This is a genomic window from Symbiobacterium turbinis, from assembly GCF_055383075.1.
Window position 1 is genome coordinate 524,680 of record NZ_AP042433.1, and the last position, 14,867, is coordinate 539,546.

Genomic DNA, 14,867 nt, shown 5'->3' on the forward strand with positions numbered 1-14,867 from the left:
GCCCTTGACGGATCGGTACGTACTCACCGTTGCCCTGAATGCCGCCGTCGACGTGGCCTACACCGTGCCCGGCTTCGCAGCGGGCAAGATCAACGTCGCCGCCACTGTTGAGCGCGTCGCCGGCGGGAAGACGAACAACGTCGCGCGCGTGCTCAGCCGCCTGGGCGTGCCGGTCGTCGCGACCGGCTTTGCCGGTGGCGCCGCCGGCCAGTTCATCGCCGGTGACCTGCGGCGGAGAGGCGTCACCCCGGACTATGTGGAGGTGGCGGGCGAAAGCCGGACCTGCTTCGCCATCTCCGACCCCACGACCGGCACGGTGACCGAGCTGCGGGAGCCCGGGCCCGAGCTCACGTCCGCGGACGTGGAGCGGTTTCAGGCCCACTTCGACCGGCTGCTGGCCGGGGCAGATCTGGTGGTGATGTCCGGTTCGGTGCCGCCCGGCGTGGAGCCGGGCATCTATGGTGAACTCATAGAACGCGCCCGCCCCGCGCAGGTGCGGGTTCTGCTGGACAGCAGCGGGGCGCCCCTGCGCGCGGCCCTGAATTCCCGCCCCTTCCTGGTGAAGCCCAATCAGGCCGAACTGGCCGAGTGGGCGGGCAGCCCGCTCACGACGCTGGCGGAGGTGCTGGCCGCCGCCCGCCGGATGCGGGAGGCGGGGCCGGAGTGGGTGATGGTCTCGCTGGGGGCGGACGGCGCCCTGCTGGTGGGGCCCGACGATTCCGGCGGCACAGGCGGCCCTGGTGGCCCAGGCGGTGGTGGTGGGGTTGGCGGTGCCGGCGGGGTTGGCGGCCTCGGCGGCGCCTGGCGGGCGGTGCCGCCCAAGGTGCGGGCGGTCAACCCCGTGGGCTCGGGCGACTCGGCCGTGGCCGGGCTGGCGTACGGGCTCATGCGCGGCCTTCCGCCGGAGGAGCTGGTGCGCCTGGCCGTGGCGTGCGGCACGGCCAATGCCATGACCAGCGGCGTGGCGGATGTGGATCCGGCAGAGGTGCAGCGGCTGGCGCGGGGAGTGCGGGTGGAGCGGGTGTAAAGAGAAAGCGAGACGCCGGGGAGAGATCCCCGGCGCTTACCATATGGAGGGCCACAGGCCGAACCCGGACCCGACCAGGCCCAGCAGCAGCAGGAAACCGATCGCCTGCAGCGGCGTCCAGTTCCGCTTCACGAAGAGGAAGTAGAGCAGGAGCGTCAGCGTCAGGGGAATCAGCTTCGGGATGATGCCGTTCAGGATCTCCTGGATGTCGATCGTGACGGGGACCTCATCGTACTCGTTGTACGTGATCAGGAAGTCGCCGCTCTCCAGGGGCCGGATGCTGGCCCCGTCCGCGAGCTGCGGCTCGCCCTCGGCGTTGCGCACCACGTCGCCGTTCTCATCCAGTTCGTAGAGGAGGGGCTCGTACCGGTCCAGCTCATCGGCGCTGACGACCGTGGTGATCGGCGTGGCCTCGAAGGTGGTGCCGTTGGGGATCTGGACGTTCACCGTGGTGCCGCCGTAGAGGCTGGTCAGGGCGCCGACGACGAACACCCCGAGGATGGACGCGGCCCGGGTGAACTGGCGGGCGTTGGCCGTCAGGATGCCGATCGCGTCGGTGCCCAGCCGGTACGACCAGTGCATCAGCCAGTACCGGATGGCGAACTGGGCGACGTTGAAGATCAGCAGGAACAGGAACGGCGCGGCGATGTTGCCGGTGAGGGCCATGTTCGAGGTGATCCCGGCCGTGATGGGCACCAGCGTGAACCAGAACAGGGCGTCGCCGATGCCGCCCAGGGGGCCCATGGCAGACACCCGCACGGCGCGGATCGTGGCGATGTCCGCCTTGTTCTGCTCCAGCGAGAGCACGATGCCCATCACGAAGGTGACCAGGAAGGGGTGCGTGTTGAAGAACTCCAGGTTGTGGGCCATGGAGGCCGCCAGGTCGTCCTTGTTCTTGTGGATCTTCAGGAGGCCGGGCAGGATCGCGTAGAGCCAGCCGGCGGCCTGCATGCGCTCGTAGTTGAAGGATGCCTGCAGGAAGACCGAGCGCCAGGCCATGCGGTTCAGTGTGGCCCTGTCGAGCTTGGGAGCAGGGGTCAGGTCCTTGTACTGTGCGGGGATGCTAAATGCCATCGTCGTCACCTCCCATGGAGACCGCCGCGGCCTGCAGCGCGGTCTGCTGCTGGAAGTCCCAGAAGGCGAAGGCGAAGCCGATCAGCGCCAGCAGGAGCAGGGCCGAGCTGGCCAGCTCGGGGATTCCGGCCAGGACGTTGGCCAGGGCAAAGCCCATGAAGTAGAACCCCCACATCTCCCGGGAGACCATCACCTTGAGCAGGATGGCAAAACCGACGAAGCGCATCATGCCGCCGGCTGCGCTGAGGCCGCTCATCAGCCAGGTGGGGATGGCGCTGACCACCCGGTTGCCGAAGGTGGCGCCGCCCACGAAGAAGAGGGTGACGATGACGCCGAAGAGCAGTCCCAGCACCGCCATGGCGAAATAGTTGACCGCCACGATCTTGCCGGGGTTGGCCTCCTCGGCGGCCCGGTCGGCGTAGGACATCACCGGGGACATGGCCGTGAAAAGCAGGGTCACGGCGTACTGCCCCAGCAGGGAGAACGGGATGGCCGTGGCCACGGCCACGGTGGGCGTGAGCCCCAGCGTGATGGCCAGAATGGCGGCCATGATGCCGCCGATCACCGGGTTGGGGGGCTGGGCCCCGCCGACGGGCATGTTCCCGATGGTCATGAGCTGATAGGTGCCGCCCACCACCAGCCCGGTGGTCACATCGCCGAGGATGGCCCCGATGACGGGGCCCATCACGATGGGCTGGTACAAAGACTCCAGGAAGCTGAACTGGTCGATCGCGGCGATGAACGTGACGATGAAGACCAGGATGATCTGGAGGACGGTGATTTCGAGGTTCATCGTGCTGCGCGCCTCCCTTTCACAAACCCTACTTGATCGCAACCGCTGGTGGTTCCAACCCCTACCTGAACAGCTTGGACAGATCCTCCGGCGGGATCGAGGGCACCCGCTGGATCTCCAGCTCGACGCCCAGCTCCTGCAGCCGCCGGAAGGCGGCGACGTCGTCATCGTCCACGGCCACCGAGGTGGCCACCTGCCGCTTCCCCTCAGCCATGTGCATGTTCCCGATGTTGACCTTCTTGATGGGCACGCCGCCCTCCACGAGCCGGACCACGTCCTGCGGCGTCTCGCAGATGATGAAGATCTTCTGCCGCGGTGAGGCCTTGTGGATGACGTCGATGGTCTTCTGAATGGTGAAGTACCGGGTCGCGACGCCCGCGGGGGCCGCCATGTCCATGAGGCCCTGCCGCATCTTGTCGCCCGCCACCTGGTCGTTGGCGACCAGGATCAGGTTGGCGTCCACCGAGGAGCACCACTGGGTCGCCACCTGGCCGTGGATGAGGCGGTTGTCAATGCGCGTCAACACGATGTTGGGCATGCTGCTTCTCCTTCCTGACGATGGCAGAGATCGCGTAGCGGGAGACCGTGAGCACCGCGCCGGACTTCACCTGGATGTCCGCCGTGTCCTCGTACACCGCTACCGTGGTTCCGTAGATGCCGTTGCCGAAGGTCACGGTCTGCCCCGGCGCCAGCTCTGCATGCAGCCGGACGAAGTGCTCCCGGCGCCGCTTCAGCCCGCGGATCCCGACGACGTACCAGATGGCCAGGGTGGCCACCACGAAGGTCAGCATGACGATGGATGCGGCCAGAATGGACTCCCACATGGTCAGATCCCCTCACCCTCGTCTTCCGGCAGGTCCGCCTGCCCCTTCTGCTCGAGCCGGGCGACCTGAATGCCGCCCGTTCCGGCCTCCACCGCCTGCCGGGCCAGGGCGTGCACGTCCGACTCGGCGGCCCGCATGAGGCCGACTTCGATCAGCATGGGCAGGTTGGTTCCGGTCAGCACGGCGACGTTCTCGTGCCCGGCCGCCGCCAGCATCGCCGACCGGAAGGGGGTCCCGCCCAGCAGGTCCGTGAACACGAGCACCCCGTCGGTGCTCCCCAGCAGCCCCTGCAGGGCCGACTTCAGCCGCTCCGAGAAGGCGTCCAGGGACTCCGTCTCCCGGAACGGCACCACCTCGAAGTGCTCCTGATCGCCGGCGATCATGGCGACCGCCTGCGCCAGGCCGTTCGCAAACTCACCGTGGCCGGTGACGATACATCCGATCATACGCTCACCCTCACACCCGCCCGGGGAACTCATGGATGGTGACGCCCTTCACCACGCGGTTCACCGTGCCCGTGGGGCTCGGTGTGTCGGGCCTGTTCCCGAGTTTCACCGCCGCGTGCAGGGCCATGATCTGGCCGAATACGGTGAACGGCAGGGCCAGGTACCCGTCGGGGACGCCGGCGTACTCCCCCGGGAACCGGAACATCTTCGCCCCCGCCGGCGCACCGCCGTCCTGTTCTCCGGTGCCGCCGACCATCACCCCGCAGACCATCCGCGCGATGCCGTCTGCCTGCAGCTCGTGCAGCATGTCCAGGTCGTACTTGCGAGTGTAGGGATCGCTGGAGACCAGGACGAACGCGGCGGAGGTTTCATCCACGAAGGACTTGGGCCCGTGCCGGAAGCCCAGGGCCGAGTCAAAGGCCGTGGCGATTCTTCCGGCAGTCAGTTCCAGGATCTTCAGCTGCGCCTCCCGGGCGATGCCGGCCAGCGGCCCCGAGCCCAGGTAGATGATCCGCTGAAAGTCCAGGCCGGCGAGGGCCTGCACCTCCTGCTCACGGGCGATGACATCCCGCCCCATGGCGCAGATCTGGTCGACCAGCCGCGCCTTCTCTTCCAACGGGCGCCGGTCGAAGATCAAGAGGGTGGCCAGCGTCATGCACGTGAAGCTGCCGGTCATGGCAAATGCCTGGTCGTTGGCGCGCTCCGGCATGAGCCAGAGCAGGTTGCGGTCGTCGCCGGCGGCCTGCCTGGCCAGCTTCCCTTCCGGCGCGCAGGTGATGGTGATCTGGTACAGGTCCTGGACCAGCTGCTGGGCGAGGCTCACCGTCGCGGTGCTCTCGGGGCTGTTGCCGCTGCGCGCGAAGCTCACCAGGATGGTCGGGTGACTCCGCTTCAGGTAGCTGGCGGGGTTGGACACGATGCTCGTCGTGGGGGTCGCCTGGAAGTCGAAGGCGTCCTCGTCGCCCGTCAGCTTCACGAAGGGCACCGCGGTGTCGCCTACGTAGGCCGAGCTGCCCGCTCCGGCAAACAGCACGCGCACCCGCCCGTGCCGCTGGGTGATCGCGCGTAGGAAGTTTTCGATGCGAGCTTCCTGCTCCCGGTAGGCGGCAAAGGTTTCCGCCCACAGATCGGGCTGCTGGGCGATCTCCCGTGCGGTCAGCTCCGCCCCCAGCGCCCGCAGCTCCTCTGCCGATGCGGCGAGAATGTGAATCTCCCCCTTCCTTTTCCTGAACTAGAATGCGTCTATGGGTTTATCCGCATACCCGCACGGCGGCTGCCTGCACGGACGCCGGCCGCCAAGTGGCCGACCGGCGCATTCCGTCCGGATAAACTTTTCGGGAGTTTCATACGTCTCAAAGGGACAGAGCTTGCCCGGCCCCGCGCCGGGGCTGGAACGAGGAGGGAGGGCCCTGTGGAGTTCGAGTTGAGTCCGGAACAGCAGGAACTGGTCCGCCTGGTGCGTCAGGTCAGCCGGGATGTGATCGCTCCCCGGGCCGCGCAGGTGGATGCGGACGGCGAGTACCCGGAGGACTACTTCCGGGCGTTCAGGGAGACCGGGCTCCTGGGCGCGGCGATCCCGGAGGAGTACGGCGGCGCAGGCCTGGGGTGTCTCGGCCTGGTGCTGGCCGTGGAGGAGGTGGCCAAGCACTGCTGCTCGGCGGGCCTGATGCTCCTGCTCACCCGCCTGAGCACCATGGCGATCTCGCTGGCGGGCACTGAGGCGCAGAAGAAGGAATACCTGGAGGGCACGGCGACCGGCAGGCGCCGCGGGGCGTTCTGCCTGTCGGAGCCGGACGCGGGCTCGGATACGCAGTCCATCCGGACCCGGGCCGTGCGGAAGGGCGACCGGTATGTCATCAACGGCACGAAGAGCTGGATCAGCGGCGCCGGGGCCGCCGACTTCTTCATCGTGGCGGCCAAGACCCGGAACGACGTCCCCGGATCAAGAGGCTTTTCGGTCTTCGTCGTCGACCGGGACACCCCCGGCGTCACGGTGGGCAAGAAGGAGCACAAGATGGGCGTGCGGGGGCTGCCGGTGCACCAGGTCATCTTTGAGGATGTGGAGGTTCCGGCCGGTTCCCTGGTAGGGAAGGAAAACGAGGGCTTCAAGCTCATCATGCACAACCTGAACGCCGTGCGCCCGGTGGTGGCGGCCCGGGGCATCGGGCTGGCCGCCGGCGCACTCATGTACTGGGTGGAGTTCGCGAAGAGCCGGCAGACCTTTGGCAGGCCGATCATTGAGCACCAGGGGCTGCAGTGGATGGCGGCCGACCTGGCGGCCGAGATCGAAGCCTGCCGGCTGCTCACCTACCGCGCCGCCTCCCTGGTCGACCAGGGGCGCGTAGGAAGGGATGTGGCCCACTTCCTCTCCATGGCGAAGCTGAAGGCCACGGAGCTGGCGGTGAAGGCGAGCAACGACTGCCTGCAGATGATGGGCGCGGTGGGCTACATGGAGGAGTACCCGATGGCCCGCTTCGTCCGGGACGCCCGGCAGCTTACGATCGTCGAGGGCACCAGCCAGATCCAGAAGGGCATCATCGGGAGGGCCCTGGCGGATGGGATTCTTACCTGGTAACCCGGTCGGCGGTGCGGGAGCGGCGTCGGGCCCACCCCCGGCCCCGGCCCGGGTTGCGCACCCGCCCGATGCCCGGGCCGCAGGTCCCCTGGCGGGGATCCGGGTCCTCGACCTTTCCCGGGTGCTGGCAGGTCCCTACTGCGCCCAGATGCTGGGCGACGCGGGGGCCGACGTCATCAAAGTGGAGTCGCCCGCCGGCGACGACACCCGTGCCTGGGGGCCGCCCTTCCTGGCAGGCTGCGAGCCGCAGCCCGGCCGGCCGGGAGACAGCGCCTACTACGTCTCCTGCAACCGGAACAAGCGGGGGATTGTGCTCGACCTGGCCACCCCGCGCGGGCAGGAGGCGCTCTGCCGGCTGGCGGCGCGAGCGGATGTGATCATCGAGAACTTCAAGCCCGGCACCATGGAGCGGTGGGGGCTGGGCTACGAGGACGTGCTGCGCCCGCTTAACCCGCGGCTGGTCTACGCCAGCATCTCGGGCTACGGCCGCACGGGGCCGGACGCCGACCTGCCCGGCTACGACTTCGTGGCACAGGCTATGGGCGGCATCATGTCCATCACCGGCGAGCCGCGGGGCGACCCGATGAAGGTGGGGGTGGCCGTCACCGACCTGACCACCGGGATGATGGCCGCCTTCGCCATCTGCGCCGCCCTGATCGGCCGGCAGGCGACCGGCCGGGGTCAGCGGGTGGATCTCTCGCTGCTGGAGACGCAGGTGGCCTGGCTGGCCAACGTGGGTCAGGCCTACCTGGTGAGCGGCCGGCCCCCCAGGCGCTGGGGCAACGCCCACGCCTCCATCGTTCCGTACGAGCTGTTCCACGCCGCCGACCGGCCTATCGTGGTCGGCGTGGGCAACGATGGGCAGTTCGCGCGGTTCTGCGCTCTGCTGGGCGCGCCCGAGTGGGCGTCGGACGAGCGCTTCGCCACCAATCCCGCCCGGCTCCGCAACCGGCGGGAGCTGGTGGGGCTCATCGCACAGCGGCTGCGCACCCGCCCGGCGGCCGAGTGGCTGTCGGCCATGCGGGCGGCCGGCGTGCCCGGCGGGCTCGTGCGCACCGTGCCCGAGGTCTTCGCCGACCCGCAGGTGCTGGCCCGGGCGATGAAGGTGGAGTGCCGCCATCCGGCGGCGGGGATGATCTCGCTGATCGGGATTCCGTTCAAGTTCGGCGACACCCCGGCCACGGTGCGCCGGCCACCGCCCCGTTGGGGGGAGCACACGGCGGAGGTGCTCGCCGAGGTCGGATACAGCGAGGCGGAGATCCGGGAGTTTCTGATGTGAAAAGCGCGGCCCCCTTTGGCTCGGGGGCCGCGCTTCCTCATGGGTGGCGGGGGTGGGGGGTGTGGTGCCGTGGCTATCTGGTCTGTTCGCAACGAGATCTCGCCGATCTGCCCGTGCTCGGTCTCCACCCAGAGGTGCCAGGTCTGCCCGTTCCAACAGCTGACCGCCGACTCGCCGGGGCCGCGGCGGTACGTGGTCAGCCGGGTGCCGTTGGGCAGGTAGGCCCGGCAAGGCCGCAGTTCGCCCGTCTCCGTCGGCCGGGGCGTTCCCCTCCCGAGATTAATGCCCCGGCCCGCTGAAGGTTACGCGCCGCGGAAAATCCCCCTTGATTTCGCGTAGCCCGAGTGATATGTTCTTCGAAGGACATGCTACTTTAACCCAGTCCCGTGAGGCTGGTAAGGAGCAGGAATACTGAACCGCAGGCCCTGGCGCCGATCGGGCCGATCGCGCGCGGGCGCAGCCTGAGGCAGCAGTCCTCCTTGCCGGTACCGGGCAAGGAGGTTTTTTCATGCCCACGAGGAGGTGGCTTCCGTGACCCAGCCCAAAGCGATCCTGATGGACGCCGACCAGATGAAGCGGGCGCTGTCCCGCATTGCCCACGAGATCATCGAGCGGAACAAGGGGATTGAGCACGTGGCCCTGGTCGGCATCCGCCGGCGGGGCATCCCCCTGGCGCAGCGGCTCGCGGCCCGGCTGAAGGACTTCGAGGGCCGTGAGGTTCCCGTCGGGACCCTGGACATCACCCTGTACCGAGACGACCTCACCGAGCTGGCCGAGCTGCCGGTGGTCCACAAGAGCGAGGTCAACTTCAAGCTGCCCGGGCGGGTGGTGGTGCTGGTGGACGACGTCATTTACACCGGCCGCACGGTTAGGGCGGCCATGGACGCCCTGCTGGACATCGGCCGTCCGGCCGCCATCCAGCTGGCGGTCCTGGTGGATCGCGGCCACCGGGAGCTGCCGATCCGGCCGGACTACGTCGGCAAGAACGTGCCCACGTCCCGCCGGGAGCGGGTCGAGGTCAACGTGGTCGAGATCGACGACGACGACTTCGTTGCCCTCTTCGACAACGAGTAGGGTGAGCAACCCGGCGGGTCGGCTCACGACGCAGGATTCCGCGCTCACGAGGAGGATGAGCATGGCCAGACTGAAGCGGAAAGATATCCTGGGGCTTCAGGACATGACGGTCGAGGAGATCGACCTCATCCTGAACACGGCAGAGGCGTTGAAGGATCTGGCAACCCGGCCCATCAAGAAGGTGCCCACGCTGCGGGGCAAGGCGATCGTGACCCTGTTCTACGAGCCCTCCACCCGCACGGCCAAGTCGTTCGAGCTGGCGGGCAAGTACCTGGGGGCCGACGTCATCAACATCTCGGCCTCCACCAGCTCGGTCCAGAAGGGCGAGACCCTGAAAGACACGGCCCGCAACCTGGAGGCCATGGGCATCGACGCCGTCGTGATGCGCCACAGCATGGGCGGCGCGCCCCACCTCCTGGCCCGGGCCCTGCGGGCATCGGTCATCAACGCCGGCGACGGCCTGCACGAGCACCCGACGCAGGGCCTCCTGGACATGCTCACCATCCGGCAGAAGAAGGGCGGCTTCAAGGGGCTGAAGGTCGCCATCATCGGCGATTCCTACCACAGCCGGGTCGCCCGGTCCAACATCTACGGCCTGACCAAGTACGGGGCCGAGGTCTGGCTGGCTGGCCCGTCCACGCTGCTGGCCCACGGCTTCGAGGAGTACGGCGTGCGCACCACCACCCGGGTGGAGGAGGCGCTGGAGGGGGCCGATGTGGTCAACGTGCTCCGGCTGCAGCTGGAGCGGCAGGAGAAGGGGCTCTTCCCCACGGTGGCCGAGTACCACAAGTTCTGGGGCATCACCGAGGAGCGGCTCCGCCTCGCCAAGCCCGATGCGCTGCTGATGCACCCCGGTCCCATGAACCGGGGCGTCGAGATCGCCACGGCGGTGGCGGACGGCTTGCAGTCGGTGATCCTGGAGCAGGTGACCAACGGCGTCGCGGTGCGCATGGCCCTGCTGTATCTGCTGCTGGGAGGGGGTGAGGCGGCATGAGCAGCCTCTTGATTCGCGGCGGCCGGCTCCTGGATCCCGCGAGCGGAGTCGACCGGGTGGCGGACCTGCTGGTGGAGGACGGGCGCATCCGGGCGATCGGCGACGACCTGCCCGCCCCGGCCGGGGCGGAGGTCATCGACGCCGCCGGCAAGGTGGTGGCGCCGGGCTTCATTGATCTACACGTGCACCTGCGCGTCCCCGGCCAGGAGTACAAGGAGGACATGCGCACCGGCACGGCGGCTGCGGTGCGGGGCGGGTTCGTCGGCATTGTCACCATGCCCAATACCCGGCCCGTCGTCGACAACGCCCCGCTGGTATCGCATCTGGTGGATCTGGCCGCCAGGGAGGGGCTCTGCCGGGTCTGGCCGGCGGGCGCCATCACCAAGGGGTCGAAGGGGGGGGAGCTGGCGGAGATCGGCGAGATGTTCGAGGCCGGCGCATGCGCCATCACCGACGACGGGCGCCCCGTCGACCGGGCGGAGACGATGCGCCAGGCCATGATCTACGCCCGCCAGTTCGATCTGCTGGTGATGGACCACTGCGAGGACCGGTCGCTCGCGGGCAGCGGTGTCATGCACGAGGGGCGGGTTTCCTCCCTGCTCGGTCTGAAGGGGATGCCCCCTGCCGCCGAGGAGGTGCAGGTTGCCCGGGATATCCTGCTCGCGCTGGAGACCGGCGCCCGGGTCCACCTGCAGCACCTCTCCAGCCGCCGCTCGGTGGAGCTGGTGCGCTGGGGCAAGGCGCTGGGGGCCCGGGTGACGGCCGAGGCGACGCCGCACCACCTCACCCTCACCGACCAGGCGGTGGCCGACATGGTCTACTCCACCAACACCAAGATGAACCCCCCGCTCCGGGAGGAGGCGGACCGGCAGGCGATCCTGGAGGGGCTGAAGGACGGCACCATCGACGTGATCGCCACCGACCACGCCCCGCACCACATCGACGAGAAGGACGTCGAGTACCCCCTGGCGGCTTTCGGCATCACCGGGCTGGAGACGGCGGTGGGCCTGGCCCTGGACCGGCTGGTGCGCCCCGGGCTGATCAGCCTGGAGCAGCTCATCCTCCTGATGTCCACCCGCCCGGCCCGGCTGATCAACCGCACCCCGCCCGCGCTGACCGAGGGCGCGGAGGCCGACATCACGGTGCTGGACCTGGACCGCACCTGGACCGTCACCGCCGAGGAGATGGCGTCCAAGTCCAAGAACTCGCCCTTCATCGGCTGGACCCTCACCGGCGCCCCGTACGCTACGGTGGTGGGCGGCCGGCTGCGGATGCTGGAGATGAAGGTGATCGCGGAATGACGATGCGCACGCTCCGACAGACGCAGGTCCAGGCCGGGTGGGTGAGGGAGCGGGCACGGGTTCTGACCCACGACGGCGACGGCGAGATCTTCAAGCTGACCCTCGCCGCGCCGGTGGTCGCCCGCCGGGCGACCGCCGGGCAGTTCGTGCAGATTCACCCCCTGCCGGTGGGTCTGCCCGGGCAGCCGGGCCCGGCGCCGACAGGCCAGCCCCGCCCAGCGGCGGTCATGTCCAACGGGCAGCGCAGCCAGGCGTCGCCGCGTCCGGCTGCTCTCGATCCCCTGCTGCGGCGGCCGCTCTCCCTCTGCGAGATCCGGCCCGAGGCGGGTGAGATCAGCCTGATCTACCGGGTGGTGGGCCGGGGCACCCGCGCCCTGTCTGCCGTGCCGCCTGGTGCGATGGTGGATCTGCTGGGCCCCCTGGGCCGCTCCTTCCCCGACCCGCGCGCCGGGCAGGGCCGGCTGCTGCTCATCGGGGGCGGCCTGGGTATCCCGCCCATGGCGGCCGCCGCCCGTTGGGCGGTGCAGGGCGGGCGGCCTGTGGTGGCGATCCTCGGTGCGCGCACCGCACGCTATCTGGCCGGCGCCCGTGAGGTGGCGGCGACCGGCGTCCCGGTGATCACCGTGACGGACGACGGCTCGGCCGGCGAACGGGGTCTGGTCACCGATGCGCTGGATCGGCTGATCGGCATGAGCGAGCCGGCGTCGGGCGATCGTGCCGGAGCCGCAGCGACAGACAGAGGGCCCGGCACGGAGGACCGCATCGGCGAGGTCTGGGCGTGCGGCCCGGAGCCCATGCTGGCGGCGGTGAAGGAGCGGTGCGCCGAGGCGGGCATCCCGTGCTTCGTCTCGGTGGAGCGGTTCATGGCCTGCGGCTTCGGCGCGTGCCTGGGCTGCACGGTGCCGAAGGCGGGGGGCGGCTACCTGAAGACCTGCCAGGACGGCCCCGTCTTCCCGGCAGAGGAGGTGGTTCTGGGTGGGTTCTGAGAGCGTACGGCCCGCCGGCGGTTCCGGTGGCTCTGCGCCCGACCTCAGCGTGCGGCTGTTTGGCCGGACCTTCAAGACGCCCGTCTGGCCGGCGTCCGGTTGCTTCGGCTTCGGCCGGGAGTTTGCCGGGGTGATGGATCTCTCGCAGATCGGCGCGATCTGCGTGAAGGGCACGGCCATCGAGCCCTGGGACGGCAACCCGGGCATCCGCGTCGTCGAGACGCCGGGCGGCATGCTGAATGCCATCGGCCTGCAGAATCCGGGGGTGGACCACTTCCTGACCGTCGACTGGCCCTGGCTGCAGGAGCAGGGGGCGACGGTAATCGTCAACATCGTCGGCCGCACCGTCGACGAGTACGCGGCGGTCGCCCGACGCCTGGAAGGAACCGGCGTCGCGGGGCTGGAGCTGAACATCTCCTGCCCCAACGTGAAGGAGGGCGGGATGGCCTTCGGCACGACCCCCAGGAGCGCGGCCGAGGTGACGGCGGCGGTGCGCCGGGCCACGACCCTCCCCCTCATCGTGAAGCTCTCGCCCAACGTCACCGATATCGTCGAGATCGCCCGGGCCGTGGAGAGCGCCGGCGCCGACGGCCTTTCGGTCATCAACACCCTCATGGGCATGTCCATCGATATCCGCCGCCGCAGGCCGCACCTGGGCAACGTTTTCGGCGGCCTGTCCGGACCGGCGATCAAGCCCATCGCCCTGCGGATGGTCTGGCAGGTGGCCGGGGCGGTGAAGGTGCCGGTGATCGGCATCGGCGGGATCATGACGGGCGAGGACGCCGTCGAGTTCCTCATGGCCGGGGCCTCGGCGGTCCAGATCGGCACCGCCTGCTTCGTAGACCCCCGGGCGCCGCTCACGATCGCGGAGGAGCTGGCCCAGTTCATGGCCGAGCACGGCTACCGGCGCGTGGGCGACCTGGTGGGGGCGGCCCGCCTGCGCGGCGCGCTGTAGTGGGGAGATGTACAAGGAGGGAATCCGGTGACGCGACATCTGGAGCCCGATGCGGTGCTGGAGATCCTACGGGCCACGGGGACTCTGCTTGAGGGCCACTTTCGCCTGACTTCCGGCCGCCACTCCGACCGCTTCTTCCTCATGCCGCACACGTTCCAATACCCCGCCGAGACGGAGCGGCTCTGCGAGGGGCTGGCGTCGCTGTTCGAAACGGAAGAGGTAGAGACCGTGGTGGGCCCGGCGACCGGCGGCATCATCCTGGCCTACGAGGTGGCCCGGCAACTGAGCCGGCGGACCGGGGGGCCGGTGCGGGCCATCTTCACCGAGAAGACCGAGGACGGCGGCATGGCCCTGAAGCGGCAGTGGCACTTGCGGCCCGGTGAGCGGGTGCTGGTGGTTGAGGACGCCGTCACCACCGGCGGCTCGGTTCAGAAAGCGATCGCTGCCATTCAGGGATACCAGCCGGTGGTGGTGGGGGTCGGCTGCATAGTGGACCGTTCGGGAGGGCGCGTGGATTTCGGTGTGCCGCTGCGCTCGCTGGTGCGGGTGGACGTCGAGTCGTGGGAACCGGATGACTGCCCGCTCTGCCGGACCGGGGTGCCGCTGGTGAAGCCCAAAGGTTAGTTAGCACTCACCGTGCCGGAGTGCTAACTAACCCCTTGAATCTCCCCCTGTGCGCAGGTAAAATTGGTACGTCATGATTCTACAGCAAGGGGGGAGACAGGCATGCCGATCTACGAGTTTAAGTGCAACGCGTGCAGCCACCTCTTCGAGGAACTGGTTCCGGTGAATACCACGGGTGAGGGTCAGAAGTGCCCCGAGTGCGGTCATATGGGCGCAAGGCGTCTCGTCTCCGCCTTCGCTGCTCATGGTCTCGAGAACGGGCACATCGCGGTGGGGCAGAAGCTGACGAGCCTTGACAGGGCCAAGGCTTCGGGCAGTTCCGCGAGCAAGTCTTCGGAGAGCACGTCCTCCGGTGAGGGTTCCACGAAGTCGGCCTAAACACAGCCAGCAGGGGGAGACCGGTGGATGCCGGTCTCTCTTGCTGTTGTATTTCGTAAAGTTAAAGTGGTATGATGCTGTCAGGGAGGGGACAAAGGGATGCGGCGTATCAAGTACAAGAACGAAGAGTACCTGGTTCATACCCGTTCTGGCATGCGGCTGATCGACGCCCTGATCGAGCAGGGTATCCCGGTCACCTGCGACTGCGACGGCAAGTCGCATACCACCGAGCAGTGTCTGGTGCAGTGGCCGAGGGACACGGCCTTCCTCCTGACGGAGCCGACGGCGTTTGAGCGGCAGCAGCTGGGGGACCGCCTGGAGAAGGGCAACCGGCTCGCCTGCCAGGCCTTGTTCAAGTGATCCAGCAACCGCACAGGCTATGCCACGATTGATCGGGAGCACCGACTTGTGTCGGCGCTCCCGTTTTCGTATGAGCCCCTGCCCGGGTGTTGATGAGGCCGCAGGCACTCCCGTGGCCGCTTTCATTCCTTCTGTTCGTGTTGACTGTTGATGAGCCCGGAGGCACTCCCGTTGTCG

At 68.7% G+C, this 14,867-nt stretch carries 18 protein-coding genes; 12 read left to right on the forward strand and 6 right to left on the reverse strand.

What is annotated here, in order from left to right:
* Positions 1-4: 4 nt before the first annotated feature.
* On the forward strand, positions 5-1,027 hold the full coding sequence (locus tag ACZ45O_RS02515) for a 1-phosphofructokinase family hexose kinase (protein ID WP_464855388.1): 1,023 nt from the start codon (positions 5-7) through the stop codon (positions 1,025-1,027).
* 36 nt (positions 1,028-1,063) lie between these two features.
* Here ACZ45O_RS02515 and ACZ45O_RS02520 read toward each other — a convergent pair whose 3' ends face one another.
* The 6 genes from ACZ45O_RS02520 to ACZ45O_RS02545 all read right to left on the reverse strand — a co-directional run bounded on the left by ACZ45O_RS02520 (position 1,064) and on the right by ACZ45O_RS02545 (position 5,203).
* Positions 1,064-2,101 carry a PTS system mannose/fructose/sorbose family transporter subunit IID gene (locus ACZ45O_RS02520; RefSeq protein WP_464855389.1) on the reverse strand — a complete coding sequence of 346 codons (1,038 nt, stop codon included), beginning with the start codon at positions 2,099-2,101 and terminating at the stop codon, positions 1,064-1,066.
* Positions 2,091-2,894: a PTS mannose/fructose/sorbose/N-acetylgalactosamine transporter subunit IIC gene (locus tag ACZ45O_RS02525; protein WP_464855390.1), complete on the reverse strand. Its 804-nt coding sequence runs from the start codon at positions 2,892-2,894 to the stop codon at positions 2,091-2,093. Before ACZ45O_RS02525 ends, ACZ45O_RS02520 begins: the two co-directional genes overlap by 11 nt.
* Before the next feature lie 61 nt (positions 2,895-2,955).
* Entirely contained in the window at positions 2,956-3,432 is a 477-nt protein-coding gene (agaV, locus tag ACZ45O_RS02530; RefSeq protein WP_464855391.1) for a PTS N-acetylgalactosamine transporter subunit IIB, read from the reverse strand.
* On the reverse strand, positions 3,404-3,718 hold the full coding sequence (locus ACZ45O_RS02535) for a preprotein translocase subunit YajC (protein WP_464855392.1): 315 nt from the start codon (positions 3,716-3,718) through the stop codon (positions 3,404-3,406). The genes agaV and ACZ45O_RS02535 overlap by 29 nt, the downstream gene beginning before the upstream one ends.
* 2 nt (positions 3,719-3,720) lie before the next feature.
* Entirely contained in the window at positions 3,721-4,164 is a 444-nt protein-coding gene (gene agaF / locus ACZ45O_RS02540) for a PTS galactosamine/N-acetylgalactosamine transporter subunit IIA (protein ID WP_464855393.1), read from the reverse strand.
* 10 nt (positions 4,165-4,174) lie between these two features.
* Positions 4,175-5,203: an SIS domain-containing protein gene (locus tag ACZ45O_RS02545; RefSeq protein WP_464855394.1), complete on the reverse strand. Its 1,029-nt coding sequence runs from the start codon at positions 5,201-5,203 to the stop codon at positions 4,175-4,177.
* A gap of 372 nt (positions 5,204-5,575) precedes the next feature.
* Here ACZ45O_RS02545 and ACZ45O_RS02550 point away from each other — a divergent pair, with 372 nt between their 5' ends.
* From ACZ45O_RS02550 to ACZ45O_RS02600, 11 genes are all read left to right on the forward strand, one after another.
* Positions 5,576-6,739, forward strand: a complete 1,164-nt coding sequence (locus tag ACZ45O_RS02550; RefSeq protein ID WP_464855395.1) for an acyl-CoA dehydrogenase family protein — start codon at positions 5,576-5,578, stop codon at positions 6,737-6,739.
* Positions 6,720-8,018: a CaiB/BaiF CoA transferase family protein gene (locus ACZ45O_RS02555; RefSeq protein WP_464855396.1), complete on the forward strand. Its 1,299-nt coding sequence runs from the start codon at positions 6,720-6,722 to the stop codon at positions 8,016-8,018. The genes ACZ45O_RS02550 and ACZ45O_RS02555 overlap by 20 nt, the downstream gene beginning before the upstream one ends.
* A gap of 69 nt (positions 8,019-8,087) precedes the next feature.
* Positions 8,088-8,240: a hypothetical protein gene (locus tag ACZ45O_RS02560; protein ID WP_464855397.1), complete on the forward strand. Its 153-nt coding sequence runs from the start codon at positions 8,088-8,090 to the stop codon at positions 8,238-8,240.
* 309 nt (positions 8,241-8,549) lie between these two features.
* On the forward strand, positions 8,550-9,092 hold the full coding sequence (pyrR, locus tag ACZ45O_RS02565; RefSeq protein ID WP_464855398.1) for a bifunctional pyr operon transcriptional regulator/uracil phosphoribosyltransferase PyrR: 543 nt from the start codon (positions 8,550-8,552) through the stop codon (positions 9,090-9,092).
* 61 nt (positions 9,093-9,153) lie between these two features.
* A complete protein-coding gene (locus ACZ45O_RS02570; protein ID WP_464855399.1) occupies positions 9,154-10,086 on the forward strand; it encodes an aspartate carbamoyltransferase catalytic subunit in 933 nt (310 codons plus the stop codon).
* On the forward strand, positions 10,083-11,387 hold the full coding sequence (locus ACZ45O_RS02575) for a dihydroorotase (protein ID WP_464855400.1): 1,305 nt from the start codon (positions 10,083-10,085) through the stop codon (positions 11,385-11,387). The genes ACZ45O_RS02570 and ACZ45O_RS02575 overlap by 4 nt, the downstream gene beginning before the upstream one ends.
* Positions 11,384-12,373 (forward strand): dihydroorotate dehydrogenase electron transfer subunit, encoded by a 990-nt coding sequence (locus ACZ45O_RS02580; RefSeq protein ID WP_464855401.1) that lies wholly within the window; start codon positions 11,384-11,386, stop codon positions 12,371-12,373. Before ACZ45O_RS02575 ends, ACZ45O_RS02580 begins: the two co-directional genes overlap by 4 nt.
* Positions 12,363-13,328 carry a dihydroorotate dehydrogenase gene (locus ACZ45O_RS02585; protein WP_464855402.1) on the forward strand — a complete coding sequence of 322 codons (966 nt, stop codon included), beginning with the start codon at positions 12,363-12,365 and terminating at the stop codon, positions 13,326-13,328. The genes ACZ45O_RS02580 and ACZ45O_RS02585 overlap by 11 nt, the downstream gene beginning before the upstream one ends.
* 27 nt (positions 13,329-13,355) lie before the next feature.
* The gene (gene pyrE, locus ACZ45O_RS02590) at positions 13,356-13,952 is read left to right on the forward strand and encodes an orotate phosphoribosyltransferase (RefSeq protein WP_464855403.1); all 597 of its coding nucleotides are present in this window, start codon (positions 13,356-13,358) and stop codon (positions 13,950-13,952) included.
* A gap of 102 nt (positions 13,953-14,054) precedes the next feature.
* A complete protein-coding gene (locus ACZ45O_RS02595) occupies positions 14,055-14,330 on the forward strand; it encodes an FmdB family zinc ribbon protein (RefSeq protein WP_464855404.1) in 276 nt (91 codons plus the stop codon).
* A 99-nt stretch (positions 14,331-14,429) separates the two neighbouring features.
* Positions 14,430-14,690 carry a hypothetical protein gene (locus ACZ45O_RS02600; RefSeq protein WP_464855405.1) on the forward strand — a complete coding sequence of 87 codons (261 nt, stop codon included), beginning with the start codon at positions 14,430-14,432 and terminating at the stop codon, positions 14,688-14,690.
* The last annotated feature ends 177 nt before the right edge of the window (positions 14,691-14,867 follow it).

What these genes read in the sequence shown, in the direction of transcription:
- ACZ45O_RS02535 (WP_464855392.1), bottom strand. Translation starts at nt 3,718, where the DNA reads ATGTGGGAGTCCATTCTGGCCGCATCCATCGTCATGCTGACCTTCGTG.
- ACZ45O_RS02525 (WP_464855390.1), bottom strand. Translation starts at nt 2,894, where the DNA reads ATGAACCTCGAAATCACCGTCCTCCAGATCATCCTGGTCTTCATCGTC.
- agaV (WP_464855391.1), bottom strand. Translation starts at nt 3,432, where the DNA reads ATGCCCAACATCGTGTTGACGCGCATTGACAACCGCCTCATCCACGGC.
- ACZ45O_RS02600 (WP_464855405.1), top strand. Translation starts at nt 14,430, where the DNA reads ATGCGGCGTATCAAGTACAAGAACGAAGAGTACCTGGTTCATACCCGT.
- ACZ45O_RS02575 (WP_464855400.1), top strand. Translation starts at nt 10,083, where the DNA reads ATGAGCAGCCTCTTGATTCGCGGCGGCCGGCTCCTGGATCCCGCGAGC.
- ACZ45O_RS02580 (WP_464855401.1), top strand. Translation starts at nt 11,384, where the DNA reads ATGACGATGCGCACGCTCCGACAGACGCAGGTCCAGGCCGGGTGGGTG.
- ACZ45O_RS02520 (WP_464855389.1), bottom strand. Translation starts at nt 2,101, where the DNA reads ATGGCATTTAGCATCCCCGCACAGTACAAGGACCTGACCCCTGCTCCC.
- ACZ45O_RS02595 (WP_464855404.1), top strand. Translation starts at nt 14,055, where the DNA reads ATGCCGATCTACGAGTTTAAGTGCAACGCGTGCAGCCACCTCTTCGAG.
- ACZ45O_RS02555 (WP_464855396.1), top strand. Translation starts at nt 6,720, where the DNA reads ATGGGATTCTTACCTGGTAACCCGGTCGGCGGTGCGGGAGCGGCGTCG.
- agaF (WP_464855393.1), bottom strand. Translation starts at nt 4,164, where the DNA reads ATGATCGGATGTATCGTCACCGGCCACGGTGAGTTTGCGAACGGCCTG.
- ACZ45O_RS02570 (WP_464855399.1), top strand. Translation starts at nt 9,154, where the DNA reads ATGGCCAGACTGAAGCGGAAAGATATCCTGGGGCTTCAGGACATGACG.